This window comes from Vibrio sp. T20, from assembly GCF_007858795.1.
Lineage (GTDB): Bacteria > Pseudomonadota > Gammaproteobacteria > Enterobacterales > Vibrionaceae > Vibrio > Vibrio satsumensis.
Map to the genome: position 1 here is coordinate 22,991 of NZ_VFEB01000058.1, position 25,016 is coordinate 48,006.

The following is a 25,016-nucleotide window of genomic DNA, read 5'->3' on the forward strand; positions in this document are numbered from 1 at the left end:
AATCATTTATACAAAGCCGGCAACAAAGGCCTGCTCTAACAGCAGCGTTTTTAACTCGTCACTCATATCTAGGTGTTCAGGGAACTGAATGCCTAACAGCCAGCCTTGGCCTTGTCGTTTCTTGCTCACCACTTTGTAGACCAGTTCACTATCTAAGTATTCACTTAAGACAGAGTTTACTTGTATCTTCCAACCTACATCGATATCTGATTGTTGCGTGATATAAATGCCGCAACCTGAAACTGAAAAATCGACCAAAGTGGCATCCAATGACAAAGTATCAAAGGTGACTTCACAGCTAAGGCGTACCTTGTATCTTTCGTGTTCTCGGATAGGCTTGCTTGCAAAGCTCGAAGGAGGACGCAGGAAAATAAGGTGCGCGGGCGAGGTGATATGAGCCAGTACATTGGTTTTAAAGGCGACAATATGCCCCAGTTCAGTATCTGTGATAGCACGAACAATAATATCTACATTGATGAGTTTTCTGAGCGTCAGAGCTTCTGTCGCTTTTTGTGAAAGCTCTAGGATAAGGTACTGATCTTCTTTGTATCCGATATAAAGTGTACTGATCTGGATGGAGTCGTCTGGGCCAAATTCTAATACAGCTGCTGTTTTTGTACCTGGTTTAAGGTATCTAAACAGTTCTAAGTTCTTATCTTTATGCATATTCGTTACTGAACAATGTTAACCGCTTGATAAAATAATATAACGCCCTGACAAAACTATGTCATTACTTTCATTGAGGTAATTAGCATTGTAAGCCCAAAAGTGAATCGCTGTCCAAAGTAAACAACGGCTTACTCTTACCGAAAAACAAGATACACTGCTGTCAGTTATATACTTGATGGAGAAATAGTAAATGGAACTGGAAACCTTATTAAATACTCTGGCTGAAACTCCAGAAAGCGTGCAATTTGAAGAAACAATGCAGGTGATTGAAGCTCACTATGATTTTACGGAGAGTGAATTTCGTAATGGTGAGGTGGTGAATGCAGCAGGGCAAAATAATGGTTCGTGTAAGATTTTTTCTTTTGGTTTAGCGCAAGGTCTATCAGTAGAGCAAACACTTGCTTGTTTTGGTCAATTTTATCGTAACGACGTGCTAGCTTTTCCTAAGAACACCGATCATCAAAATATTCGTAACTTCATGGTTCATGGCTGGAACGGAATACAGTTTTCTCAGCCTGCGCTGGTTGCAAAAGCTAAGTAATAAGTAAATTGCTTTAAAGAAGAAGTAAATACTTACTAAACAATAAGTGTTTTGAAGCGAGATTTGATTTTCTCGCTTTTTCTTTTTGAGTGGCTTTTATCTTGGTGGGCTACTGAATCGGCAACTCAGACAAGCACTTACGACACATGCATACCCCAGTTTTAGGTACGGAGTTAGTATCTCTCTTCTCTAGTTCAAAACACCAACACGTTTCTTTACCTGCACTAATATCGCACTGAGCCGGTTCATTGCATTGTGGACACTGGTGAGTGGAACTTACACCGCTAAGGTTATTCATGACTGACAGTCTTTCGTCTTCAGATAAGCTTTTCCAGCCTATAATCTCATCCATAGTTCGAAAGCAGCCACTGCACATTCCACCGTTATTTTTACAAGCCGCTCGGCAAGGTGTTTTCATTTATCTAACCTGTGATTCATTTGCGCTGAAATGTAGCATACTTGTTTCGCTATTAAGAGTCAGAAAAATAAAAATGAGCAAGCGAAAGAAGCAAATGACCTCGTAATTTCAAGGCTTTTCAGGTAGCATCTTGCCCCTTTTGTTGAGTGGGGGATACTATGTTTATTGGATTTGATTATGGAACAGCTAACTGTTCTGTCGCGGCGATGGTTAATGGAGAGCCAAGCCTGTTACCACTAGAAGGTAACAACCATTATATTCCCTCAACTGTGTTTGCGCCCACCCGTGAAAGCGTTTCTGAACATCTATTCCGCCACTTGAATATCAAGCCGAGTGATGCGATCGGTGAGCAAGTACTCCGACGTGCTATTGCTCTGAACAGAGAAGAGAGTATCGATCTAGTGCCAGAAGACATGGCATTTGGTCAGGCTGCGTTGGCTCTCTATTTAGAAGACCCTCGCGACGTTTATTATGTTAAGTCCCCTAAGTCTTTCCTTGGTGCGAGTGGACTGCACGATGTTCAGGTCAGCTTTTTCGAAGATTTGGTGTGTGCCATGATGGCCAATATTAAGCACCAAGCCGAGCGCACGACTCAAGAACAGATCAAACAAGCGGTTATCGGCCGACCAATTAACTTTCATGGTCGAGGTGGTGAAGAGGCAAACAGGCAAGCTGAAGATATATTGTCTCGCGCAGCTAAGCGTGCCGGTTTCTTTGATATCGCTTTTCAATTTGAGCCAGTAGCTGCAGGTCTTGATTATGAAAGTACACTGACTGAAAACCAAACGGTATTGGTTGTGGATATTGGCGGTGGTACCACCGATTGTTCATTGTTAGAAATGGGACCAACTTGGTCTGGTAAAGCGGATCGTACCCAGAGTTTGCTCGCACACAGTGGACAAAGGGTAGGGGGCAATGACCTAGATATCTATCTTGCTTTCAAACAACTGATGTCACCTTTTGGTATGGGCAGCAAAGGCATTTCGGGTATCGATATGCCACTGACTCAATTCTGGAATCCAATTGCGATTAATAATGTTGAAGCTCAAAAGAATTTCTATTCAAGAGAAAACCTAGCAGCATTGAAATTACTTCGTAAAGAAGCGTCAGAGCCTCAAAAGCTAGAACGTTTGATGAAGGTTTATCATGATACTTTAGGTTACGGCATTGTGCGCAGAGCGGAAGAAGCTAAGATCGCGCTGGCAGAATCCTCTCAATATCGTGCTGCAATTAATGTTGCCTCTGAATTGGTCGAGGTGGATATCTCAATCGAACAGATGGTTGAAGCGATTGAAACACCAAAGTCTAAGATGATTGAGTTGGTTAAAGAAGCGATTCAACAAGGCCAGAAAAAGCCAGACGTAATCTACATGACGGGTGGTTCAGCTCGTTCACCGATACTTCGTGAAGCTGTACAACAAGCTGTGCCTAACGTACCTATTGTGAGTGGCAACTATTTCGGTTCGGTAACTGCAGGTTTAGCTCGCTGGGCTGAAGTTTGCTTCAAATAAGAGTTTAATGATGTGTTATTAGGGGCGACCAGTTGCTTATTGGTTGCCCTTTTTTTGTATTTTTTCTAGTGAACTTTCAATTGAGTGATTTTTCCTCGCTCAAATTGGGAATTGTTTCACAAAGCAAAATATTTCAGCCGAGCTCTGTATGTTACAAAATGTTTCAAAGCTAAAGGTATGTCACTCAATGGTCTAATGAGTAATATGTTGCTTTGAATTTTAATGCTACTTTCACGATTGAAAAATCAAAATCTGACAAGGTTTCAGTCTCAAAATATAAAAAGGTTACGACGGGTTTGTGTTCTATCCTTTTGTTTAATATTGATTTTTTGTTTTTTATAGTGTGATTTGTTTTATTTTATATATTTTAATGCAACTTTTTTGTCATTCGTATATTAGTGTTTTCCTACTTGTTAAATGCAGGTAACAACTTCTCCGTAAGCACGAGGTTGTTAGTGAATAACTCACCCAGTTACAAATGGATATGACAATGAATAAGAAACTTTTAGCGCTAGCAATTTCTGGTGCAGTATTTGGTACACAGGCAGTTGCAGTAGAACTTTACAACGAAGACGGCACAACATTCTCTGTTGGCGGCCACGTTTCAGTTGCAGTTGGTGACGTAAATAGCTCTGACCGTCAAAACAGCGATGACATCGGTGTAGAAACTGTATCTCCACGTATCAACTTCGGTGCAACTCATGAACTTGGTAACGGCTTTACTGCTGACGCTAAAGGTGAATGGGCGCTAAACATGCTAGACGGTGGTGAAGAATCATTTACTACTCGTCTTGGTTACGTTGGTGTTTCTCACGACGATTACGGCCGTGCAGCTGTAGGTACTCAATGGGCACCTTACTACAACGTTGCTGGCGTCGCAGATATGCCAATCGCGTTCGCGAACGACTTCATCTACGACGATCACGGTAACCTAGGTACTGGTCGTGGCGAAGAGATGGTGAGCTACTCAAACGCTCTAGACTTCGGTAATGCTGGCTCTCTAGGTGCAGCTGTTGCATGGCAAGGTCGTAAGGTTGATGGCGCAACTACATACGGTAATCGTGGTCAAGTTGCATTGAACTACGCAATTGCTGGTTTCACGGCAAACTACGCGTACAACACTGGTGATGTGGACTACATTGGCTTTGCTTCAAAAACTGCTGATTCACACGTAGTAAGTGCAACTTACGGTTCATACGGCACAGAAGGTCTATACCTTGCTGGTGTATACGCGATGAACAACTACATGAACTCTGCGAAAGTAGGTTCTGCTAGCATTGTACTAGAAGAAACAGTGGCTATTGAATTATTGGCATCTTACGCTCTGTCTAACAGCCTTAACCTAAGCGTTAACTACGAAGCGGTAGAAGACGACAAGAACAGCGAAACAGTATACAGCACTTCAGCTCTACAAGCTGAATACAACTTTACATCTCAGTTCGTTGGCTTTGCTGGCTACCAGTTCGACCTACAAGGTTCTGGCGTTTACAAAGAAAAAGCTGACGACCAATGGCTACTTGGTGCTCGTTACTACCTATAAGTCGCAGACTTATTTAGCATAGTGTTTACTCCTTAAGTTTACCTTTTAGGATACTGTCCTAGACACCATGCTAAGCCCTCTCAAACCTTTTGGTTGGAGAGGGCTTTTTTCGTTCTATACGTATCTGTTTTGCCTTTTCCTTCATGTTCCCCAGCCATTCATTTCATCTACGCAGCTATAGCTCGTGTCATCAGTTCTTATATGTCGTGATCTTCGGATAAAAGTATTTAAATCATTTAATTGAGCTAAAGATCAGAATTTAGATATTGGTAACCATCTTGTCGAAGACTCTCATTTTATGATGCGTTAAACTTCTCACTCCAAAAAATAGTTCAGGGACAAACTATGAGCAGCGTTGTAGAGCAGGAACAATTAATGAATTCGAAGCGAACCGCAACCCCAACTAAGGTGCTGTGTGTTGGGCGTAACTATGTCGATCACATCGAAGAACTCAATAATGCAATCCCAGACTCTATGGTGGTTTTCAATAAGCCGAGCACCAGTGTTACGTCCTCTCTGTCTTCTTTTCATCAAGAAGCCCTGCACTACGAAGCAGAAATCTGCTTCATCGTTAAAAATGGTCAATACTCCGCTGTGGGTTTAGGGTTAGATCTTACCAAACGTGAATTACAAAGTAGCTTAAAAGCGAAAGGCTTACCTTGGGAGCGGGCCAAAGCGTTTGATGGTTCAGCCGTATTTAGTCGCTTTGTTCCAACAGATAACCTAGATATCACAGACTTAAATCTGGAGCTGTTTATTAATTGTGTTCGCGTTCAAAAAGGGCACGTAGAGCAGATGCTTTATTCTCCACAAACTATCCTCGAAGAGTTAACCTCTTACACGACTTTGCTTGATGGCGATGTTGTAATGACAGGAACCCCCAAAGGCGTTGGTGAGGTGCATCGAGGTGATATATTCCTTGGTCGTCTAAAGTGTGGTGAAACGACACTGATTGAGATTGAGTGGGTAGCGAGTTAATTAATACTCTATGTTTAGTTAATAAGTTGGTACAAGTGATTAAAGTTGGTTTTTAATTCGAATATACTCCCGCATTACCACTAATTGCATCTGGAAGGGTGTTGGTAATTGATATAAAATTCGCCTCCGTTTTTATCAATGCTGAAACCCATGATCGATTTAACCATTTTACCTGTCTACCTGACTGCCGTTGTTGCACTTCTCCTTTTACCTGGCCCTGATATGTTACTCATCGCGAGCTCAAGTATGAGCTATGGCCGCAAGGTTGGTGTGTTCGCAAGTTTAGGTAACGCGACTTCCGGAATCATCCTGACAGTATTGGCTGCAATGGGTGTTTCAGCATTGATTGCGATGAGCCCAATAGCTTTAAAAGCCCTTCATCTTTTAGGCGGAACCTACTTATTGAAAATGGGGTGGGATTGCCTTCGGACAGAACAGGGGAGCGCGCCTGAGCTAAGCGATAACTTTGCAGCAAAAGCCTACTACCAAAGAGCGCTAATCAGTAACCTGCTTAACCCTAAAGCGTTGGTGTTCTTTGTGATGTTTTTGCCTCAGTTCGTGTCGACGAATATTGAAGCGACTTCCGGTGAGCAGATGCTTGTTCTGGGTTTATTATTGAATGTTCTTGGCCTAACGTTCAACTTTTTGCTGGTGGCTTTAGTGGGTACGATTGGTAAGTCTCTGGTGGAAAATGCTAAGTTTCGCACCTATCAACAAAAAGTGATGGGCGGGGTCTTCATCGTATTGGCGATCTGGATGCTGTCTTCTTTCTTTACGTCGTAAGCTCACAACCAAAACATACTTCCGGGGTTAGTCGCCGAAAAAAATGGACGCTCTAAGCGTCCATTTTTGTTCTTAGCTGTTATACGTTGAACATGTCAGTCGTTAAGAATTCAGTTCCTGCTGGTGTTGCTCAATCAGGTTCTCCATGTACTTCTCACCGCGCAGGCGAGTGTCTTCGTACGTTTCTGTCCCTTCAAATCTTGTTACCGTCTCATAATAGACTTTCACTTTTGGCTCAGTGCCCGAAGGTCTTACGATAATGCGTGAGCCATCTTCGAGGTGATAGATGAGCACATCACTGGAAGGTAGATTGATCGCTTCGGTATTGCCGCCAATAACAAAGCGCAGAGAAGACTGTAGATCTTCAATCACAGAGATAGCGACACCGTTTATGGCTTTAGGCTGAGCCGAGCGGAGTTTAGAACCAATCGACGGTGAATTTGGGTCTAGGGCAATACTTCGTTGCGCGTTGGTGTGAACCCCATGTTCAAATGAAATCTGAGCAAGGAGATCCCAAACCGTTCGGCCTTGAGATTTTAACTCTTCAACCAATTGAGCAAACACGACGATAGCCGATAGCCCATCCTTATCTCGTACCTGAGTACCAATGGTGTAGCCTAACGCTTCTTCATAGGCGAACAAGAACTCGTTATTCTCATCTTCTAATTGCATGCCAATATTAGCTAACCATTTAAACCCGGTCAGCGTTTGGAAATAAGTCGCACCATGAGATTGAGCCACTTTTTCAAGCAAGGTTGAAGAGACAATACTGTTGCCAACTAACTGGTTTTTGGCGTGTGGCTTTGACAGTAAGTAATGTGCGAATAACACACCTACTTGGTCGCCAGTTAGCATTTTGTATGAGCCATCATCTGTCCTCACAGCAACTGCAAATCGGTCCGCATCAGGGTCATTGGCACAAGCAATATCGGCATCGACACTTTTCGCTAGGTTGACCACCAGATCCATTGCGCCTTTTTCTTCCGGGTTCGGGAAGTTCACGGTTGGGAAGTTACCATCAGGCTCTCTTTGCTCGGCCACGCTGAACACCTTATGGAAACCAGAATCATGAAGAAGATCCTCAGCCATTTGTGCGCCCACACCATGCATAGCGGTGTAAGTGATGGTGGTGTTTGCCGATTCCTTCTCTTTACTCACGTATGGGCTCTGATTGATCGCAGCGCGATACGTCTGATAATAACCTTCAGTTAACCATACTAACTTACCTTGCGTTTCAGCATCACTTAAACTCATTAAAGGGATTGGCTTGGTTGATGCGATATCGATTTCAGCGGCAATGCCTGCATCATGAGGTGGAATGATTTGCGCGCCATTTTCCCAGTATACTTTGAAGCCATTGTATTCCGGAGGGTTATGGCTAGCTGTAACAACAACAGCCGCAGCTGCATTGAAATGCTCAATACCAAAGGCGACGATAGGTGTCGCTGCTACATGAGATGTAAGGTATACCTTAATACCCAAAGCCGTGAGCACAGAAGCTGTATCAATGGCGAATTGCTTTGAGTCTAATCGGCCGTCGTAACCCACGACCACTCCTCGAATGGTAGCATTAGCGACATGTTCGATTAAGTAGTGGCCGAGTCCGGTTGCTGTTTCCTGTATGACTAAACGGTTCATTCGATTTGGACCGCATCCGACTTTACCTCTTAGTCCCGCAGTTCCGAACTCTAATCGTTGAGTAAAGCGGTCTACTAATTCGTCGTGCATCTCCTCGTCGATGAGGTGCTGAAGCTCTTCACGAGTTCTTGGGTCTGGGTCTCTCGCTAACCAGTTCATTGCATCTTGCATAATCACTAAACCTTTAAATGTCTGTATGACTTACTGTTGGATTTAACTTAATTGATATTGATTATCATTTCCATGAGGGCAATCGTAAAACTCGATATAAATTAAATTCCAACGGCAAGAAGGCATGTAGATTAAGCCACTTCAAATAATTGACTGTTTAGTAAGTAAACTTACCTTGAACAATTGGATATCACTAACTAGCCTTTTACATAAATATAACAAAATTTAACAAGTTCGCCGTTTTTGAATCTTTCATGGAAACCTCCAACGCTTTTGAACCGTATTAGTTCTTAGGTTATATGAGGTCAGTAGCCCACTTACAGGCTAATTTCATGTGAGTTGTAGATTGAGATTCAGCCTTTTCATGTGTAGCCGGAATAACAATGAATGTTGTCCAGCTCTGAATGACATATAGCTCGCAACGACATTTAGGTCGCAAGTATCCAATTAGGAAGGATAAGGAGAGATCTTTTGAAAAGATTACTGGTTAGGCTAGCGTGGCTTTTGAAGAGTTTTGTTGTGCTTTTAGTATCGCCTTTAGTGCACGCAAGCAGTGATTACAACATGACTCAAGGCGTCACTGAGATCAGTGGTAAGGTGTATGAACTTCATATGCTGATCTTCTACATCTGTTGTGCGATTGCCTTTGTTGTTTTTGGTGTGATGTTTTATTCGATTTTGAGGCACAGGAAATCGAAGGGCGCAGTTGCTGCTCATTTTCATGAAAGTACCAAAGTCGAAATCCTCTGGACTATTATCCCTATTATCATCCTTATCGCTATGGCCATACCAGCCACCAAAACCTTGATAGCGATGGAAGATACCTCCCAATCAGACCTGACAGTTAAAATCACTGGATCACAATGGAAATGGCATTACAGCTACTTTGGTGAGGATGTCGAATTCTTCAGCCTTCTAGCGACCAGCGACAAAGAGATTGAAGGCATCGAAGTGAAAGGCGCGCATTACCTACTAGAAGTTGATAAGCCACTTGTATTGCCTATTGACCGAAAAGTCCGCTTCTTGATGACTTCCGACGATGTAATTCACTCATGGTGGGTGCCAGCGTTCGCCGTTAAGAAAGATACCATTCCAGGCTTTATCAATGAGGCTTGGACAAAAATCGATGAGCCTGGGGTATATCGCGGCCAATGTGCTGAGCTATGTGGTCGTGCTCATGGTTTCATGCCGATAGTGGTGCATGCCATGGAAGAAGATGAATTTGACGCATGGCTAGCAGAGCAAAAAGAGTTGGCGCTAGCCGAACAACAAGCCGCGAAAGATGCATTAGATGCGTCACTTTCGTTGGACGAGCTGAACGCTATCGGTGAAGAGGTCTACAAAACTCGATGTGCGGTTTGCCACCAAGCTAACGGTGAGGGTATTCCCGGGGCATTCCCTGCCATCAAAGGAAGTCCTATTGCCCTTGGTGATGTGGGTGTTCATATCGACACCATTGTTTATGGTCGTGGCGGCACGGCGATGCAAGCATTCGATAATCAGTTAACCGAGAAAGAGATCGCAGCGGTAGTGACTTATCAAAGAAACGCTTGGGGCAATGATACAGGCGATATTGTTCAGGCTTTAGATATTAACGCTTACAAAGTTAAACAAGAAGGCGGAGCCCAAGCACCTGACGAACAGGGCTCATCGGACGAAGCACAAAGTGATGCTAAGGAGCAGCTATGAGTTCACCAATCAATAAGCCGGTGAAATCGGCTCCAGCAGAAGACCAAGTACTGAGCCATTCTGCGGAAGGCACCTTGGATAATAATGATTTACCTGTTGATGAACACGAATCACATGCGGCACCTAAAGGTTGGGCTCGTTGGTTGTATTCAACCAATCATAAAGACATCGGGACACTTTATTTGTGGTTCAGTTTTGTGATGTTCTTAACGGGTGGTGCCATGGCGATGGTGATCCGTGCGGAGCTATTCCAACCGGGTCTGCAGCTTGTTGAACCAGACTTTTTCAACCAAATGACCACAGTCCACGGCTTGATCATGGTGTTTGGTGCGGTGATGCCAGCATTTACGGGGTTAGCTAACTGGATGATCCCAATGATGATCGGTGCTCCAGATATGGCTTTGCCGAGAATGAATAACCTCAGCTTCTGGATCTTGCCGTTTGCTTTTCTAATCTTGATAGGGTCTTTGTTTACAGAGGGTGGTGGCCCGAGCTTTGGGTGGACTTTTTATGCGCCACTCTCGACAACTTATGGCCCGGACAGCACTGCACTATTCGTGTTCTCAGTACATATTATGGGGATCAGTTCGATCATGGGGGCGATTAACGTGATCGTAACCATTGTCAATATGAGAGCGCCGGGCATGACTTGGTTCAAGTTACCGATGTTCGTATGGACTTGGTTAATTACCGCTTTCCTACTGATAGCCGTTATGCCGGTGCTGGCCGGTGCGGTCACCATGGTACTGACCGACAAATACTTTGGAACAAGCTTCTTTGATGCCGCTGGTGGTGGTGATCCGGTGATGTTCCAGCACATATTCTGGTTCTTTGGTCACCCCGAAGTGTACATCATGATCTTGCCGTCTTTTGGTATTGTCTCAGCCATCATCCCTGCATTCAGTGGCAAGCGTTTGTTTGGCTATCACTCGATGGTATACGCGACTTGCAGTATCGCATTGCTGTCATTCTTGGTTTGGGCGCATCACATGTTCACCACGGGTATGCCAGTATTTGCCGAATTGTTCTTCATGTATTGCACCATGTTGATCGCTGTGCCGACAGGTGTGAAAGTCTTCAACTGGGTAGCGACCATGTGGCGGGGTGCTTTGACCTTTGAGACGCCAATGCTGTTTGCTATTGCTTTCATTGTTCTGTTTACGATTGGTGGGTTATCCGGATTGATGCTCGCTATCGTACCTGCTGATTTCCAATACCACGATACCTACTTTGTTGTAGCTCATTTCCACTATGTTCTGGTGACAGGTGCTGTGTTCTCAATTATGGCCGCCGCCTATTACTGGCTGCCGAAATGGACTGGGCATATGTACGACCACAAGCTCAGTTTGTGGCATTTCTGGACGTCGGTAATCTCAGTTAATGTACTGTTCTTCCCGATGCACTTTTTAGGGCTAGCGGGCATGCCGCGTCGTATTCCAGATTACGCCATTCAATTTGCTGACGTTAACCAAGTCGTGTCGATTGGTGGTTTTGCCTTTGGGTTGTCTCAGTTGATTTTCTTATGGCTGGCTATTAAGTGCGTAAGAGGCGGAGAGCCTGCACCAAGCAAGCCTTGGGACAGAGCGGAAGGACTTGAGTGGACAGTACCAAGCCCTGCGCCTCACCACACCTTTACTCATCCACCTAAAGTAGATTAGAGGAATTAGCTATGAGTGATAAGCAAAGCGATTCCGATCAAGTTAAAAAACAGCCAAAGCGCCTATCTAATAAGCGATCGTCTAAAAAGCTGACGGGCTACTTGGTGTTGAGTGTGGTTGCGATGTTTGGTTTCGGTTTTGCTTTGGTGCCACTTTACGATGTGATGTGTGAGGCTTTAGGGATCAATGGCAAAACTAATACCGTTTCAGCGGTGCAACCTCAGGGAATGCAGCCCGACTATTCTCGTACTGTTCGAGTGGAATTCATGTCGCACATTAAGCCAGATATGCCGTGGCAGTTCTCGCCTGAAGTACGTGTGCTAGAGGTTCATCCAGGAGAGGTAGTTCAAACCAATTACATCGCGAAGAATCTATCTGCGAGTTCATTGGTTGGTCAGGCTGTACCATCGGTGTCTCCAGGTATGGGAGCGACCTACTTTAATAAGATGGAGTGCTTTTGTTTTAATCAGCAGCCATTGGACGGGCACAAAAGTGCAGAAATGGGTTTGATATTTTACATTGAGCCAGATATTCCAGAATCGATACATACGCTTACGCTCTCTTATACATTATTCAATATCACGAATGAGGTGGGTGCAGCAGCCAATAAGTCTGAGCCTAACGTACTCGCAAGTAATTAGGGATTTACAGAACTAGTATCAACATAAGGAGTTGAGCGATGAGTTCTAAAAAGGAAGTTTATTTCGTTCCACATCAAAGCCACTGGCCATTGGTGGGTGCTGTAGCACTGTTTTTGGTCGCGGTTGGCGCTGGCTTGACGGTACAAAACATGGGTACTGATGCCGCTGGTGGTGTGTTTGGAAAAGCAGTGCTGTTAGTCGGATTTTGTGTGTTGCTTTACATGCTTGCAGGTTGGTTTAGCAATGTGATCACGGAATCATTAAGTGGTCTCTATTCTGAGCAGATATCTCGTTCGTTTCGACAAGGCATGAGTTGGTTTATCTTTTCCGAAATCATGTTCTTCGGTGCTTTCTTTGGTGCGCTTTTCTATGCTCGCATGATTTCTGTGCCTTGGATTGGTGGGGCGGGCAATAATGAAATGACCCATGAAGTATTGTGGCCTATGTTCCAATCAATCTGGCCGCTAACGACTACACCAGGTGGCGTAACGACAGAAGCCATGTCTTGGCAAGGTATCCCGCTTAAGAACACCATTATACTGCTGCTTTCCTCTGTGACGCTGCACATGGCGCACCTAAGCCTTGAACAGAACAAGCGTATGGCTTTGATCGTTTGGCTGGAGATAACCATTGTTCTGGCTGGCTTCTTCCTGTTCTTCCAAGTTGAAGAGTACCTTCATGCTTATCAAGAGATGGGGCTGACACTTCAATCCGGTATCTATGGCAACACATTCTTCTTACTGACTGGATTCCATGGCTTGCATGTCTGTTTAGGAACCCTCTTTTTGATTGTGTTGCTAGCAAGGGTTGCGAAAGACCACTTCACTCCGAAAGACCATTTTGCGTTCCAAGCGGGCAGTTGGTATTGGCACTTTGTCGATGTGGTTTGGTTAGGTCTGTTTGTGTTTGTGTATGTGCTCTAACTGCTGAGCCTATTGGGAATTAATAGGGGCGAGGGTTGGGAGTTATCACTCCTGAACCTAAAGCCAGTAATAACAGTAACACGACAACAGCTGACCACATCACACGACGACCCAAGAAGTGGCTCAGTCTTTTGCCATTGTGTTTGCCCGAGGCGATTTGGATTAGGCCTTTCATCAAGTTGAAAGCGATGAAGAACAGCAAAGCGACCAACACAATTTTAAACAACAACACAAAGGTAGATGACGCCATAGTGATAACTCCAAACCGATTGATTGATGATGAACACAAGTTCCGCAGTAAAGGTTTTTGGATAGCGGTTGTTTTAACTGTGGTTTCAGTCGGCATTTTAATCAAGTTGGGTTTATGGCAGTTAGAGCGAGGTAACGAGAAATTGCGCTATGAACAGCAGCTATCAGAAAGAGCGCAGCAATCGTCTAGGTCGTTGGATACGGTGATCTCTGAATGGAAGGGCTCGCGTACACAAATGCAAGGTGCATCTGAACTGCCGTCTTTAAATGGCTTAAGAGTTGACGTGGAGCTGGAAACACCCAATGGTTTAGTGGTTTTGTTAGACAACCAGATTAACCAAGGAACGGTAGGCTATGTGATTTACATGTTGGGTGAGGTTCGCTTTGAAGATGACAACAAATCCTTAGTGGCTGAAAAACAGTTATTGATCGATCTTGGGTTCGTTGCAGCGAGCAGTGACAGAAGAGAACTCCCACAACTAGGAAGCATCACACTACCAACCAAAATGTCAGGGCGTTTGTATACACGTTCGGTGAATCCTTTAAGCCATGAGTTAGCTTTAGAAAATACGATACCAAATAGAATCCAAAACCTAAACATAACAGCGTTATCAGAGTACACCGGGCAAGAAGTACTGCCCTTTGTCTTCCAACCTCAGAGTTTAGATTCATGGCCCTATGAAATGTTATGGCGTCCAACGGCGATGAAATCTGAGAAGCACTTTGGTTACTCATTTCAATGGTTTGTAATGGCTGCCGTACTTTTGTTTTTGATGTTGTTGATAGGGTTCCGATATTTTAAGAAAAATAGCCACATGAATAAGAAGTAGGCACTCGAGATTGAAATAGCGACTTAAAGGCAGTGCTTACCATAAGGAAGAAATATGGATAAATCTCAAGCGCAAATGAACCAGGAAAGCACCGATGCAAACATGGCTGAGCTTAAAAGCCGCCAGACTAAGGGACGTCTGGTATTAATCGGATTATTTTTGATTTTCGCATTACCTGCGATTATTGCCAAAACCGTGCTGGACCAGAATTGGTATACCTCAGGTGTCACTAACTCGGGCGAATTGATAGAACCCAGAACCACACTAGCGGATTTTGGCATAACGGTACCCATGGCTGGAGAAGGGTGGTTAGTAGGTTATATTGCTCCCACAGAGTGCGAAAGCTTGTGTGAGCAACAGCTCCATTATTTGAATCAAAGCTATTTGGCGCTAGGTAAAAACAAAGAGCGGGTGACCCCCGTTGTTTTTGTATCGGAGGGGAACTCGTTATCGGGTTCGCTCGATAAGCCTGCTCTATCTTTGTTAGCTGGTGGTGATCAGTTAAGTACCGAGTTTTCGCCTGCTTCCATTGTCATTATTGACCCACTAGGACAGTTGGTCATGGAGTACAAAAGCGTTTCTGATCTTTCGCAGTTAGTTGGTCAATCTAAAGGCATGATTCATGATTTAAGAAAGCTTCTCAAACTGTCACGAGTTGGGTAGTTGATAGGATTATCAACTAAAGCTTAAGTCTATAAGCTTTAGCAGATGGAGCTAATGCTTGAGTGTAAGCAACGAAAGGGAATAAGTATAGGGAGATAAACGATGCAGAATAAAGCCCCTGATTTACTGATGCTCGTGATGAGATTAACTATCTTGTTAACCCTTACCGTGATTGTTCTCGGCGCTTATACACGTTTGTCTGATGCTGGCCTTGGCTGTCCTGATTGGCCGGGTTGTTACGGAAAGATCACCGTGCCCTCTGATGCCCAAGCGGTGAATCAAGCCAATCTGCAATTTCCAGAGCGAGCTCTCGAAGCAGATAAAGCTTGGATTGAGATGATACATCGCTACTTTGCAGGAACATTAGGGCTGCTTATCTTTGTCGTTGTAGCTTGGTGTATTAAAAAGAATATTACTTCGATTGGGCTTCCTTTGCTTATTTCAGCCACTGTGATTTTTCAGGCTTTGCTTGGAATGTGGACGGTGACTCTCAAGTTGATGCCCGTTGTGGTTATGGCGCATTTGATGGGGGGCTTCACACTGTTGTCACTGTTGTGTCTGCTCTACTGTCGTTTGTCTCAATTCCAAAGCCGTTTTGGCGAGGCTTTTTATTCTCCATCACTTAAAGTTTGGGCGCTCTTTGGATTACTCATTGTGATTGGGCAGATACTACTTGGTGGCTGGACATCGTCAAACTATGCCGCTTTGGTGTGTACCCAACTGCCTATTTGTGAAGGTAACTGGATGAGCTACCTCGATTTCAAAAATGCGTTCGATTTTGCTCAACGCGGACATGATAATTATGAGTTTGGTGTGTTGGAGTATCCTGCAAGGCTCACCATCCATGTCATGCACAGGTTTGGGGCTATTGTGGCGACGTTAACGGTGCTGATGGTCGTGTATCAGTTATGGAAGTTTGGCCAAGCGCCCCATCAAAAGCTAAGCGTGATTGTCGCAATCGTGTTGTTCACTCAAATCAGTCTTGGGGTCAGCAATGTATGGTTTCACCTGCCAATCTCAGTTGCGGTTTTGCATAACCTAGTCGCAGCGATGTTGCTCATCAGCATGGTTGTAACCAATTTTGTGGTGTGGCAACGCAAACCGAGTGAGAGCTTGGTGAAGAACAGTGTATTACAAGGAGGTAATCATGGTAAGTAGAACGTCAACACAACATGAAGTAGTGGTTCAAGACGCAACCTTAAGTCATAAGATAACAGCCAACAACGACATAGCTTTAAGTAACGAAATGGCTGCAAAGAACAAAGCCACTTGGAAAGTTTACTTAACGCTGACCAAGCCTAAAGTGGTTGCTTTGATGTTGCTGACGACATTGGTCGGGATGTGTCTGGCTGTGCCTAATGGCTTACCTTTACAGCAAGCACTGTGCGGAATGATTGGGATAGGACTAATGGCGGGTTCAGCAGCTGCATTTAACCACTTGATCGATAAAAAGATCGACGGTCAGATGACTCGAACAAACCGACGACCTTTACCGTCAGGTGAGCTGAGTAGTGTGCGTGTATTCAGCTTTGCAGCGGGTATCGGCTTACTTGGATTCGTCACGCTTGTCGTGTGGGTCAATCAACTCACCGCTTGGCTAACTTTTGCAAGCTTGTTGGGTTATGCAGTGATTTATACCATGTACTTAAAGCGAGCGACGCCACAAAACATCGTGATTGCTGGGATCGCAGGTGCAATGCCTCCGCTATTGGGTTGGACGGCGGTTACCAATGAGTTGCACTCAAATGCTTGGTTGTTGGTGATGATCATCTTTATTTGGACGCCTCCGCACTTCTGGGCGTTGGCAATTCATCGTCGTGATGAGTATGCCAAAGTGAATATCCCCATGCTGCCTGTGACCCACGGAATCGAATACACTAAGACTTCTATTTTGCTCTATACCTTGTTGTTGAGCATCGTGTGTATATTGCCGGTGTTAGTCGGCATGAGCAGCTGGATATATTTGAGCGCTTCATTGGTGCTCAACGGTGGGTTTGTTTACCACGCTTGGGTACTTAAGTATCGTGATGAGCCTAATATGGCGATGAAGACCTTTAAGTTCTCCATCTATCATCTCATGATCTTGTTTGTTGCTCTGTTGGCAGACCACTATCTACTTTAACAACGGGTGTTTTTACTTTTACTGAACAAGAAAACGGATGCTTTGGGCATCCGTTTTTGTTTGGTTGATGACTAAAACGCACTTAATACAAAGTAAGTATCTAGCGAGTACTTAGTCCACTTTGTTCCAAGCACTTTGCCAGTGTGAACCGACACCTGGTTCGTACTGAGTTGCTGTTGGAGCCCATTGAACACAGTAACCAGAGTATGGGAACTCTTTACACTGATAAACGCCGCCGTCGCTGCTCAGAACCTTTGTTCCTGCTGTGTAAGACTCAATGCTTTCTGGGAACACGAAGTCGTAGTCGCCTGCTGGTGGCGGTGTTTGCTCGTCCATCAGATGGAAATCAAGCGTGTTCTGATCCACTAAGTTACCTTGGTCATCTTTCGTCACAACCACAAGCATGTGGTGGCCAGCTTCAGACTTAGAAAGAGTCAGCTGAACACCTTCAACTTGTCCGTCTGCTAATTCAGATTTCTGAGAGGCAAGTGCTTCACGGTGATGGTTGTACACGGTGAGTTCAGCTTGAATATCGCCTGTTGCCGCTAACGTAAGATCTAGCTGGGTAGGTTGGCTCTCATCGATAATGTACTCTGACTCTAGGCCTGTTACTTCTAGCTCATGCTCTGGTTCTGGAGTATCAATCTTGTAGCCGATTTCTACACTGTTAAAGCCAGAGCCTGCTTTTAGATAAACAGGGTTAGTGCCGTAAACGGGGGCGAAATCACCTTGGTCGTTCAATTGACCTGCTTTGATTTGCGTCTGCTCTTGGTTGATTTTAGAAGAAAGAGCGTAAGACCAATTATTGGCTTTGCCTTGCTCAGAACTTTCAATCACAAGCTCAGTGCTGTATGAAGCGTTCTCACCGGATTGATCGAATACGCGAGTGTAAACAGCGTCACCTACATTCAGGTCTTGTGTTGGGTTGATTTGACCGCCTTGATCCCAATCAGGAATGATAGGGCCGTCGCCATCAAACTTCACATCGATAACGTTGTAGAAAGCCGCAGCAGTGTCACCTACATCCCATACCGCAAGGATCACTTGATAACCTTCGCGTTCTGGCACATTACACAAGTGGCTTACTTGCATCGGTGGCTGTTTCATATTGCCTTCAACAACACAGAATGGCGTTAAGTCAAAGGAGCTGCGCGCCAAAGGCTGGTTTGGGTTCCAGTCTGGTTGAGTAATGTAATATTTCCAATCGCGAGTCTTGTGGTTAGCTGTGAACGTCCATTCAAAGTACTGAGAACCAGACTTGATAGGGCGTTTAACCCAGCGATCTGCTTTTTGCTCGTCTAGTGCTGCTGCTAAAGAAGATTGCGCACTGGCGATTTTCCCATCAGCAGGGCCGACTTCAGGAAAGCCTTCAGGGCCTTCCACACTTTGTGGCTCGTATTGGATACCACCACAGTTGGTGTTTTTCTCTTGCGTATCACTCGCGGGGAACTTACATAGAGCAACACGGCTCTCAGCAACGCCATTGTTGTATGCAGAGACATAACCGTGACCGAAGCTTGCACCGCTTACGCTAAGTAGCGATAGTGCGATGAGTGATTTTTTTGGGAGTTGTTTCATTATTTGTCCTTACTGTATTTGGCCGACAAAAAAGAGAACACTCCGGCATGCATTTACACTTAAATCCTATTAAGTGGCGGCCCCGCTATCATAGACAGAATATTTGTCGACAGACCGGTGGCTTTGCGTCCTATTCTTTCAAATAGTTTGCCAGAAGTGCGTTTGAGCAAACGAAATGTAGCCAACCAGTTTTATAAATGCGAATCAATCGATTGAAATGTGGAATGCCAATCTCGAACTTTTAATTCTTAATACAAATTAACTTGCTATATATTTCTTAAGTTAATGTATAAATTATTGATATAAATAAAGAAAGTATTTGCTCTAATCGTTTTTGTGAATACTTTGAGTCTTTGTGTTTCGTTCTGTAGAACAATTGTGCTCATATCAAAACCAAACCTTTGGTTTCCACTAACCGAACTCTGACATGTCATGTATGAAAAAACGGACAATTGATTGGTATGAATTATATAAAGGAGTCGGTATGGAATTCACAGAACAAGACAGAGATGCGTTGTATCAAACGTGGATGTCACAAAAATCGAGAATGCGAATTACGCAGATGGAGTTTTCAAAAAAGCTAGGGATGAACCAGCTTGATTTCTCAAATGTACTGCGAGGGGAGACGCCATTGACCATGTCTTTCATCAGTCACTTTTGCCGTTTACTTCATTTAGAACCTAGAAATGTGTTCCCTTCACTTAAAGAAGGTAATGAGTCTGGACCTAAAGTGGTGTATTTGAAAAGTAGAATGAGTGTTGATGGCGAGATTCAAAACGCTTATATCGAAGGAAATCAGGTGATTGTAGAGTATGCTCATACCGTGCAGCATGACTAATTTTAGAGCTAGCTCTGAGTTTTAACCCCTTTTTCTACAATCTTCTCACATAGGGTATGGCATACTTAGTTGGATTTTTCTATTTAATGTAAGTGCGCTATGAAACCTTTAAAACTTCTCTTGCTTGTTACAACCAGCATTTTTTTGTTTGGTTGTGCAGGCGGTCCAATTAAAACCGCAACCAAGTTCACCAGTTATGAAGATTTTCAGCCAGGTCCTGACGGTGGTGTTGACTTAGTTTGGGCCAGAATCGGTCTGCGTGACGCACAGCGTTTGAAATCCAAGTTAGATGATTACGATTCTGTAGTGATCGACCAAATTTTTGTTTTGGCAGAAGAAGGTTCGTTAGAGCAGGACGAAATTCAGGTGCTCACTACCCACATGGTTGCGCGTTTGGAAGAGAAAATATCGCCTCATAAAACAATCGTCGATGAGCCTACGGGTAAAACATTACGCCTGAGTATCGCTCTGAGTAACGTTGAAACGCCCAACCCGATCTTAGCTGTAACGAGCAGCGTTCTGCCGTTTGGTCTTGCGATGTCAACCATATCTAAGGTGACAACAGGAGAACACACTAATGTTGGGAGTGCGAGTGTAGAGTTGTTGGTCAGTGATGCTCAAGAGGGTACTCCATTATTTGCTGCAATCGACCGAGAAGCGGGGAATAAAGATTTTTCAACCATGATTGATTCGCTAGATGATGCCAAAGATGCGATCAACTATTGGGTTGAACGTTTAGGTGATACTCTACAGAACATAGATGACGCATAGAAAGGCCGAATAGTGCTAGAGAAAGAGAATCTGATTAAGTTGGCTCGAATGCAGATGCCATTTGGAAAGTACGCGGGTCGTACACTGATTGACTTACCTGAAGAATATTTGCTGTGGTTCGCTAATAAAAAACAGTTTCCTTCGGGCGAGTTGGGTGATTTAATGCAGCTATGCCTTGCTCTAAAAATCGAAGGATTAGATAGTGTCGTCAAACCTCTCAAATACCACCACCCCGAAGATTTATAGCTATACCCGTGTCTCAACCCTTGAACAAAAGAAAGGCTCAGGGGTGGCGATGCAGATTAACGATAAAGTTCTTGAGGCTCTTGCTCTAGAGCATCAACTACCGCTAGCTGAAGAAACTTATCAGGATCTTGGTAAGTCGGCTTTTCACGGTCAGCACCTAAAACATGAGTTAGGTACTTTCCTTCAGGCTATCAAAGATGGTGTGATTGCTAAGGGGAGCATCATTGTTGTCTACTCACTGGATAGGCTTTCACGGCTAGAAATTGGTCACGCTAAACAAACCTACTTAGACCTAACCAACAACGGAGTCAGTGTCTACTCTATCGTTGACAATCATCTCTATCGAGCACATAACGCGGCTGATGATATTATTGCAACCATCACCTTTGAACGTGCTCATAATGAATCCAAAAATAAATCTAGTCGTATGATTGATGCCGCTAAACAAAGTTTGAAGCGGTGGAAAGAGACGGGTGAACCTCAAAGCTCTTTGGGGCGAAGCCCTTTTTGGATAGATCAACCCACCCATGAATTTAATATTAATGCAGCAGGTGTGAAAAAAGCGATTGAAATGAAGATCGCAGGTTACGGTGACTTAAAAATCAAAAAGTATTTGGATAACCATTTTGAATACAAACCGACTAGAACGAAAGGCAAAGTTAAACAGTCAAATACATGGGACTACATTGCTATTAGTCAGTTATGGAGTAGACGTTCATTGACTGGAGAGAAAAGCTATACGATAGAAGGTTTTACTCATGTTATGGAAAACTATTATCCAGCATTAATCGATGATGACACATTTCGTAGGCTTCAGGTTAAAAATACAAAAAAGCAAGGTAGAGATACGTCAAGCGGTAAGATTCCCTTATTAAAAAGTCTCGCTCGTTGTGGCACTTGCGGCGGTGCAATGGTTTTTGTTGATAAAGGGGAAAGTAGGATCAACTACGTGTGCAATTTGGCAATGAAGGGAGAGCATGCGAGAGAAGTTTATAATGTTAACATGCTCGATCTACTAACTCTTGAGGTTTGTAAGGATGCTTATCTTTCAGAGTCTAGTAAAAGTCATAATATCCATGCAGAGCAGCAGAAATTAAAGCTTGAAACTGAGTTATTCGAACAACAAGAAAGCCGAGACAATCTACGTGATTACTACAAAGCTACACCGAGTAAAACACTTCTGGATCTCATTGTAGATAGTGAGAGCAAAATCATAGAGCTTGAAGCAAAGTTAGACGCCATAAACACCAATACTGTTGAGTTAAATGCGGACGAATTGTCCAATTTGCCCGAGGTATACACTGAAAGTATTCGAACAGACTACCTAAACCCAACGAGACACGAAATACGAAATAATTTACGTCGCTTTATTTCTTCAATTACACTGAATCGTTCAGAAGAGCCTTGTCCTGACGCTAAAACCAAGGTTGCCAACTGTATCGATATTACGTGGCATTTCAAGAATGCTCAAAAACGAAGACTTGCTATGTTGCCATATCAGTTCACAAAAGCTGAGGAGGGGGATAAAACCCTATATCTGCCATATGCTTATATGTATGGCAGTAAAAGTAACATCAAGGTCGAAGATGGTGACCAGTTTTTATCGAACATTTTCAATAAACTTCATTCGTTGGATTTAACAAGGTTTTTGTATCCAAGTAGAGGGCGTTACCAGTGGAGCAATTTGAATTTAGAATGCGGTAATACTTATTGGGCACCACTTGATAGGGCTGTGTTTATCGAGAAAGGAATGGAGCATATTGCCTTTACTGAGCGTGGTACCCCTAATGAAGCTGGACATGCCGCAAACTACCTTTCTCTTATGTTCAATTATCCATCATCTGATGGCGGGGCCTACGATTATCCAGACTCAAAGTTTATCGAATTAGCTTGTAAATTTGGCTTTGTGGAAGAGCATGATTTCTCACTGTTTTTGCAAGACAATCAATTCAACCAAGAGCTTTATTCATCACTTGATTTCTTGATGTCGTAATTAGAACCAATCAATAATTGTTTCTAAGTGATCTAACATGCAATTCAAAGTGAGCATTGCTTTATGCTAAATGAGATAAAACTATGCTGATGAGGCTGGTTTTATCTTATTCAGCACGCTCTGAATTGTAGCTTGTATATCCTTATCCAAAAGCTCAAAAACAGCCTCTGAATTAAGCAGGTTAGAGACTTCTTTCTCTACAATCAATTGATAGTCATAGATTAGCTTCGCTCTAGTCGCCTCCTCTAACTGACACCCCAGCTTACCCTCTACTTCTTGGACACAACGTTCTATAAGGCTAATAAAATGAAGCTTAGTTGCGTCCACTGAATTCCCCTTCACATCGGTAGCGATAACTTGAGAATGCTGACGCAAATTTTCTCTGATTTCTTCTAGTTCAGCATAAAAAGCTTTAATAGTGGTATGACTTGCCTTACGGCCATGTCGGGGAGGAATGATATCTGGAATGTACTGGCGCATGGTTTCATTGTAACTGCGCTGCATGTCTGCCAACTGCCATTTGTTAAACAGATCTCGCGCATTCAACACGATTCTACCATCAGTCTTTTCGTCGATAGGGACAACAGTAAAGTGCAGATGGGGACTCAACTCATCAAGATGCACCACCGCGCTCACCAAGTTGTCACCAAACCGCGCTTTGAGCCAATCTCGAGTTCGATTTGCCCATATGTTAAGGTTCTTATTGTCTTTCAGAAGCTCAGGCGAAAGAGTCACAAGGGCATCCATCGCTAAAACTGCATTTTTGCGCGGTGGTTTCGTGAGTCGTTCCAAGCGAGACTGGACGTCCTTGCCTAGATTACCGCTGCCGAGGAAGGTGTGGTTTCTTGATTTTTTCACTGGATCAGCATTTGGGGTGTTTATATGATGGCGGAACTGATGCGCTCCTGCTAGGCGAATGTTCGCCATGTTCTTTATCTTCTCGAACCGTAAAATTGTCGTTCCCATATGTATCTTCTTTAATAAAAGAATACACATTCTCCACATGTATACACAATCCTCCGACAATCGAAGATTGTGTACTCACTATACAATTTTCAATTGTGCTCGGCTGCAAGCAGCATGAAAGGGCGGTATGTTAATGCGCTAGCTTGTTACGTTGAGATGTCGCCAGTGGCAGCTCAAGCATCAACAAGTAATAGATCCACAAGCCATCTTGCTCTCGCTCGATTGCTTTCAAAAATTCTTTTCGAGCTTCGGTGCGCAGCCTTAATACGATCTGTAACAACTCACGATCAAGCTTCAGCTCCTCTTCTAGAATGTTTCTAACATATTGACGTCTAAAGGATTCATTCTCGAACTCATCGTTCAAAAGAATTTGATTGAGTTGATTAACGATAGTTAAGAATTTAACTTTAGATTCATTGTTGAGTACACGGTCAACCTCCTGATTAACTAGCGATATAGACAGGTTAAATAGCATAATTTACTCTAAAGATAGTAAAACTAGCATCAACTAACAAGACCCCCTCCATAAGGAAAAGAGCTAAGCTTTGATGTAATGACGATTCGCTGTAGTGGTCTACCACGTACCTGTTTATTGAAGAACTGCTCCACTTTAATATCTAGATCAGCTCTTTTAGCAACTTCTTCCAAAGGCTTTAAAACACACCTTGAATAAAAGTGTTTTTGATATGCGCCCTCTGGTATCGCCAGTCTAGATTTCAATGTGTCTATGGTGACTGGGATTCGACCAAACGCTTTATTAATATTTATACTATTGATAAGCCAGTGATAGTAACGTATGGCAAGAGGTGATTTAAATTGGAAGACATCCTTCAAATTCAATTTACAATAGCCTCGCGTTCCAATGACAAATCTCATAAAGTCCCAACCAAAGGTTACTAGCAGGTGGTATAGTTTTGTCTTTTCACATTTGTATATGAATGCATTTTCGATAGGGGTTATCACTTCGGTCTTTCCACCTTTGTGAAATAGCCTGAATGTCTTTCCTATGAGAGATTGCATTGCGCTCTTAAGAGGGTCGTAGCTGTTGCTTTTGCTATCGTGGCAAATATCTTTCAAGAGAACGGACATCGGGAATGATATTGATCTAATCTCTTTACTACTTGGCTTAAAATCAAGATTGCATTCTTCATCACTCGGAAGAGTTCCATCATCTTTATTAAAATGCTCACTCACGTTAAAGTGACTCATGCAGTAGTACAAGAGGCGGGTTTCAATCAGCGACATTGTATGCTCAGCATAGATTAATTCGTGCTTGAGCTTTACTATTTTACCCCCTGATGGGCAAGGGCTTGGTACGGATCCCAAATCAAATACATGCTCTTCTGTGTTGTTGTTACTATATGTCTTTAGGTTTGCAGCTTGTGGTTTATCTTTGTTCATAATCTAATTTTTAAAAAAGACTAGATAAAATAAAATCAGCTTTCAAGGGTGTTTGGAAAAAAATCCCCATATTTAGTGGCTATAAGCCCCTATATGTTGCCAATAAAAACACATTCACTGCCACTCTAATCCCATTCAATGTACCAATATGCCCTCAAAACACTTGCCATACTTGACTTGGCCGACGCCCTAAGATCTT

The 25,016-nt window shown here is 43.5% G+C and carries 25 protein-coding genes and 1 riboswitch; of the genes, 17 read left to right on the top strand and 8 right to left on the bottom strand.

Annotation, left to right across the window (positions count from 1 at the left end; genetic code table 11):
* Positions 1-6: 6 nt before the first annotated feature.
* Positions 7-666, bottom strand: coding sequence for a PilZ domain-containing protein (locus FTW16_RS03390; RefSeq protein ID WP_060981612.1), 660 nt, complete (start codon positions 664-666; stop codon positions 7-9).
* Between the two features lie 193 nt (positions 667-859).
* Here FTW16_RS03390 and FTW16_RS03395 point away from each other — a divergent pair, with 193 nt between their 5' ends.
* Entirely contained in the window at positions 860-1,210 is a 351-nt protein-coding gene (locus FTW16_RS03395; protein ID WP_146490050.1) for a HopJ type III effector protein, read from the top strand.
* Between the two features lie 109 nt (positions 1,211-1,319).
* Here the strand turns inward: FTW16_RS03395 and FTW16_RS03400 are convergent, their stop codons facing one another.
* Positions 1,320-1,628 carry a DUF1289 domain-containing protein gene (locus FTW16_RS03400; protein ID WP_146490051.1) on the bottom strand — a complete coding sequence of 103 codons (309 nt, stop codon included), beginning with the start codon at positions 1,626-1,628 and terminating at the stop codon, positions 1,320-1,322.
* A gap of 158 nt (positions 1,629-1,786) precedes the next feature.
* Here FTW16_RS03400 and yegD point away from each other — a divergent pair, with 158 nt between their 5' ends.
* The 4 genes from yegD (at position 1,787) to FTW16_RS03420 (ending at position 6,440) form a co-directional block, all read left to right on the top strand.
* Positions 1,787-3,139 (top strand): molecular chaperone, encoded by a 1,353-nt coding sequence (yegD, locus tag FTW16_RS03405; RefSeq protein ID WP_146490052.1) that lies wholly within the window; start codon positions 1,787-1,789, stop codon positions 3,137-3,139.
* A 490-nt stretch (positions 3,140-3,629) separates the two neighbouring features.
* Complete coding sequence (locus FTW16_RS03410) at positions 3,630-4,679, top strand: porin (RefSeq protein ID WP_146490053.1); 1,050 nt, start codon at positions 3,630-3,632, stop codon at positions 4,677-4,679.
* A gap of 345 nt (positions 4,680-5,024) precedes the next feature.
* On the top strand, positions 5,025-5,657 hold the full coding sequence (locus FTW16_RS03415) for a fumarylacetoacetate hydrolase family protein (RefSeq protein WP_146490054.1): 633 nt from the start codon (positions 5,025-5,027) through the stop codon (positions 5,655-5,657).
* Between the two features lie 150 nt (positions 5,658-5,807).
* Entirely contained in the window at positions 5,808-6,440 is a 633-nt protein-coding gene (locus FTW16_RS03420; protein WP_146490055.1) for a LysE family translocator, read from the top strand.
* 102 nt (positions 6,441-6,542) lie between these two features.
* On the opposite strand, the gene FTW16_RS03425 is transcribed toward FTW16_RS03420, so the two are convergent.
* Complete coding sequence (locus FTW16_RS03425) at positions 6,543-8,249, bottom strand: phospho-sugar mutase (protein ID WP_146490056.1); 1,707 nt, start codon at positions 8,247-8,249, stop codon at positions 6,543-6,545.
* A gap of 471 nt (positions 8,250-8,720) precedes the next feature.
* Here FTW16_RS03425 and coxB point away from each other — a divergent pair, with 471 nt between their 5' ends.
* The 4 genes from coxB to FTW16_RS03445 are packed head-to-tail and all read left to right on the top strand — an operon-like array spanning position 8,721 to position 13,160.
* Complete coding sequence (gene coxB, locus FTW16_RS03430) at positions 8,721-9,938, top strand: cytochrome c oxidase subunit II (protein ID WP_146490057.1); 1,218 nt, start codon at positions 8,721-8,723, stop codon at positions 9,936-9,938.
* A complete protein-coding gene (gene ctaD, locus FTW16_RS03435) occupies positions 9,935-11,596 on the top strand; it encodes a cytochrome c oxidase subunit I (protein ID WP_146490058.1) in 1,662 nt (553 codons plus the stop codon). Before coxB ends, ctaD begins: the two co-directional genes overlap by 4 nt.
* Positions 11,597-11,607: 11 nt before the next feature.
* Positions 11,608-12,237: a cytochrome c oxidase assembly protein gene (locus FTW16_RS03440; protein ID WP_146490059.1), complete on the top strand. Its 630-nt coding sequence runs from the start codon at positions 11,608-11,610 to the stop codon at positions 12,235-12,237.
* Positions 12,238-12,275: 38 nt separating this feature from the next.
* A complete protein-coding gene (locus FTW16_RS03445; protein WP_146490060.1) occupies positions 12,276-13,160 on the top strand; it encodes a cytochrome c oxidase subunit 3 in 885 nt (294 codons plus the stop codon).
* Positions 13,161-13,179: 19 nt separating this feature from the next.
* Here the strand turns inward: FTW16_RS03445 and FTW16_RS03450 are convergent, their stop codons facing one another.
* Positions 13,180-13,410, bottom strand: coding sequence for a DUF2909 family protein (locus FTW16_RS03450; protein WP_029203703.1), 231 nt, complete (start codon positions 13,408-13,410; stop codon positions 13,180-13,182).
* Between FTW16_RS03450 and FTW16_RS03455 the strand changes: the two genes are divergently transcribed.
* The 4 genes from FTW16_RS03455 (at position 13,349) to cyoE (ending at position 17,024) form a co-directional block, all read left to right on the top strand.
* A complete protein-coding gene (locus FTW16_RS03455; protein ID WP_146490061.1) occupies positions 13,349-14,239 on the top strand; it encodes an SURF1 family protein in 891 nt (296 codons plus the stop codon). The genes FTW16_RS03450 and FTW16_RS03455 overlap by 62 nt on opposite strands.
* 54 nt (positions 14,240-14,293) lie before the next feature.
* A complete protein-coding gene (locus FTW16_RS03460) occupies positions 14,294-14,902 on the top strand; it encodes a hypothetical protein (RefSeq protein WP_146490062.1) in 609 nt (202 codons plus the stop codon).
* Positions 14,903-15,004: 102 nt separating this feature from the next.
* The gene (locus tag FTW16_RS03465) at positions 15,005-16,060 is read left to right on the top strand and encodes a COX15/CtaA family protein (RefSeq protein WP_146490063.1); all 1,056 of its coding nucleotides are present in this window, start codon (positions 15,005-15,007) and stop codon (positions 16,058-16,060) included.
* A complete protein-coding gene (gene cyoE / locus FTW16_RS03470; protein WP_086712600.1) occupies positions 16,050-17,024 on the top strand; it encodes a heme o synthase in 975 nt (324 codons plus the stop codon). The genes FTW16_RS03465 and cyoE overlap by 11 nt, the downstream gene beginning before the upstream one ends.
* Positions 17,025-17,135: 111 nt before the next feature.
* Here the strand turns inward: cyoE and gbpA are convergent, their stop codons facing one another.
* Positions 17,136-18,602, bottom strand: a complete 1,467-nt coding sequence (gene gbpA, locus FTW16_RS03475; RefSeq protein WP_146490064.1) for an N-acetylglucosamine-binding protein GbpA — start codon at positions 18,600-18,602, stop codon at positions 17,136-17,138.
* A gap of 72 nt (positions 18,603-18,674) precedes the next feature.
* Positions 18,675-18,764, bottom strand: a riboswitch (cyclic di-GMP riboswitch).
* Positions 18,765-19,086: 322 nt separating this feature from the next.
* Between gbpA and FTW16_RS03480 the strand changes: the two genes are divergently transcribed.
* The 4 genes from FTW16_RS03480 to FTW16_RS03495 all read left to right on the top strand — a co-directional run bounded on the left by FTW16_RS03480 (position 19,087) and on the right by FTW16_RS03495 (position 22,450).
* Positions 19,087-19,440 (top strand): hypothetical protein, encoded by a 354-nt coding sequence (locus tag FTW16_RS03480; protein WP_048659090.1) that lies wholly within the window; start codon positions 19,087-19,089, stop codon positions 19,438-19,440.
* Between the two features lie 99 nt (positions 19,441-19,539).
* A complete protein-coding gene (locus tag FTW16_RS03485) occupies positions 19,540-20,211 on the top strand; it encodes a DUF3313 domain-containing protein (RefSeq protein WP_146490065.1) in 672 nt (223 codons plus the stop codon).
* A 12-nt stretch (positions 20,212-20,223) separates the two neighbouring features.
* The gene (locus FTW16_RS03490) at positions 20,224-20,457 is read left to right on the top strand and encodes a DUF3820 family protein (RefSeq protein WP_102540962.1); all 234 of its coding nucleotides are present in this window, start codon (positions 20,224-20,226) and stop codon (positions 20,455-20,457) included.
* Positions 20,414-22,450 (top strand): recombinase family protein, encoded by a 2,037-nt coding sequence (locus FTW16_RS03495; RefSeq protein WP_186728020.1) that lies wholly within the window; start codon positions 20,414-20,416, stop codon positions 22,448-22,450. The genes FTW16_RS03490 and FTW16_RS03495 overlap by 44 nt, the downstream gene beginning before the upstream one ends.
* 81 nt (positions 22,451-22,531) lie before the next feature.
* Here the strand turns inward: FTW16_RS03495 and mobV are convergent, their stop codons facing one another.
* The 3 genes from mobV to FTW16_RS03510 all read right to left on the bottom strand — a co-directional run bounded on the left by mobV (position 22,532) and on the right by FTW16_RS03510 (position 24,817).
* A complete protein-coding gene (gene mobV, locus FTW16_RS03500) occupies positions 22,532-23,416 on the bottom strand; it encodes a MobV family relaxase (protein WP_181257908.1) in 885 nt (294 codons plus the stop codon).
* Positions 23,417-23,546: 130 nt separating this feature from the next.
* Positions 23,547-23,891, bottom strand: coding sequence for a hypothetical protein (locus FTW16_RS03505; protein WP_108202754.1), 345 nt, complete (start codon positions 23,889-23,891; stop codon positions 23,547-23,549).
* 29 nt (positions 23,892-23,920) lie between these two features.
* Positions 23,921-24,817 carry a replication initiation protein gene (locus FTW16_RS03510; RefSeq protein WP_146490066.1) on the bottom strand — a complete coding sequence of 299 codons (897 nt, stop codon included), beginning with the start codon at positions 24,815-24,817 and terminating at the stop codon, positions 23,921-23,923.
* Between the last annotated feature and the right edge of the window lie 199 nt (positions 24,818-25,016).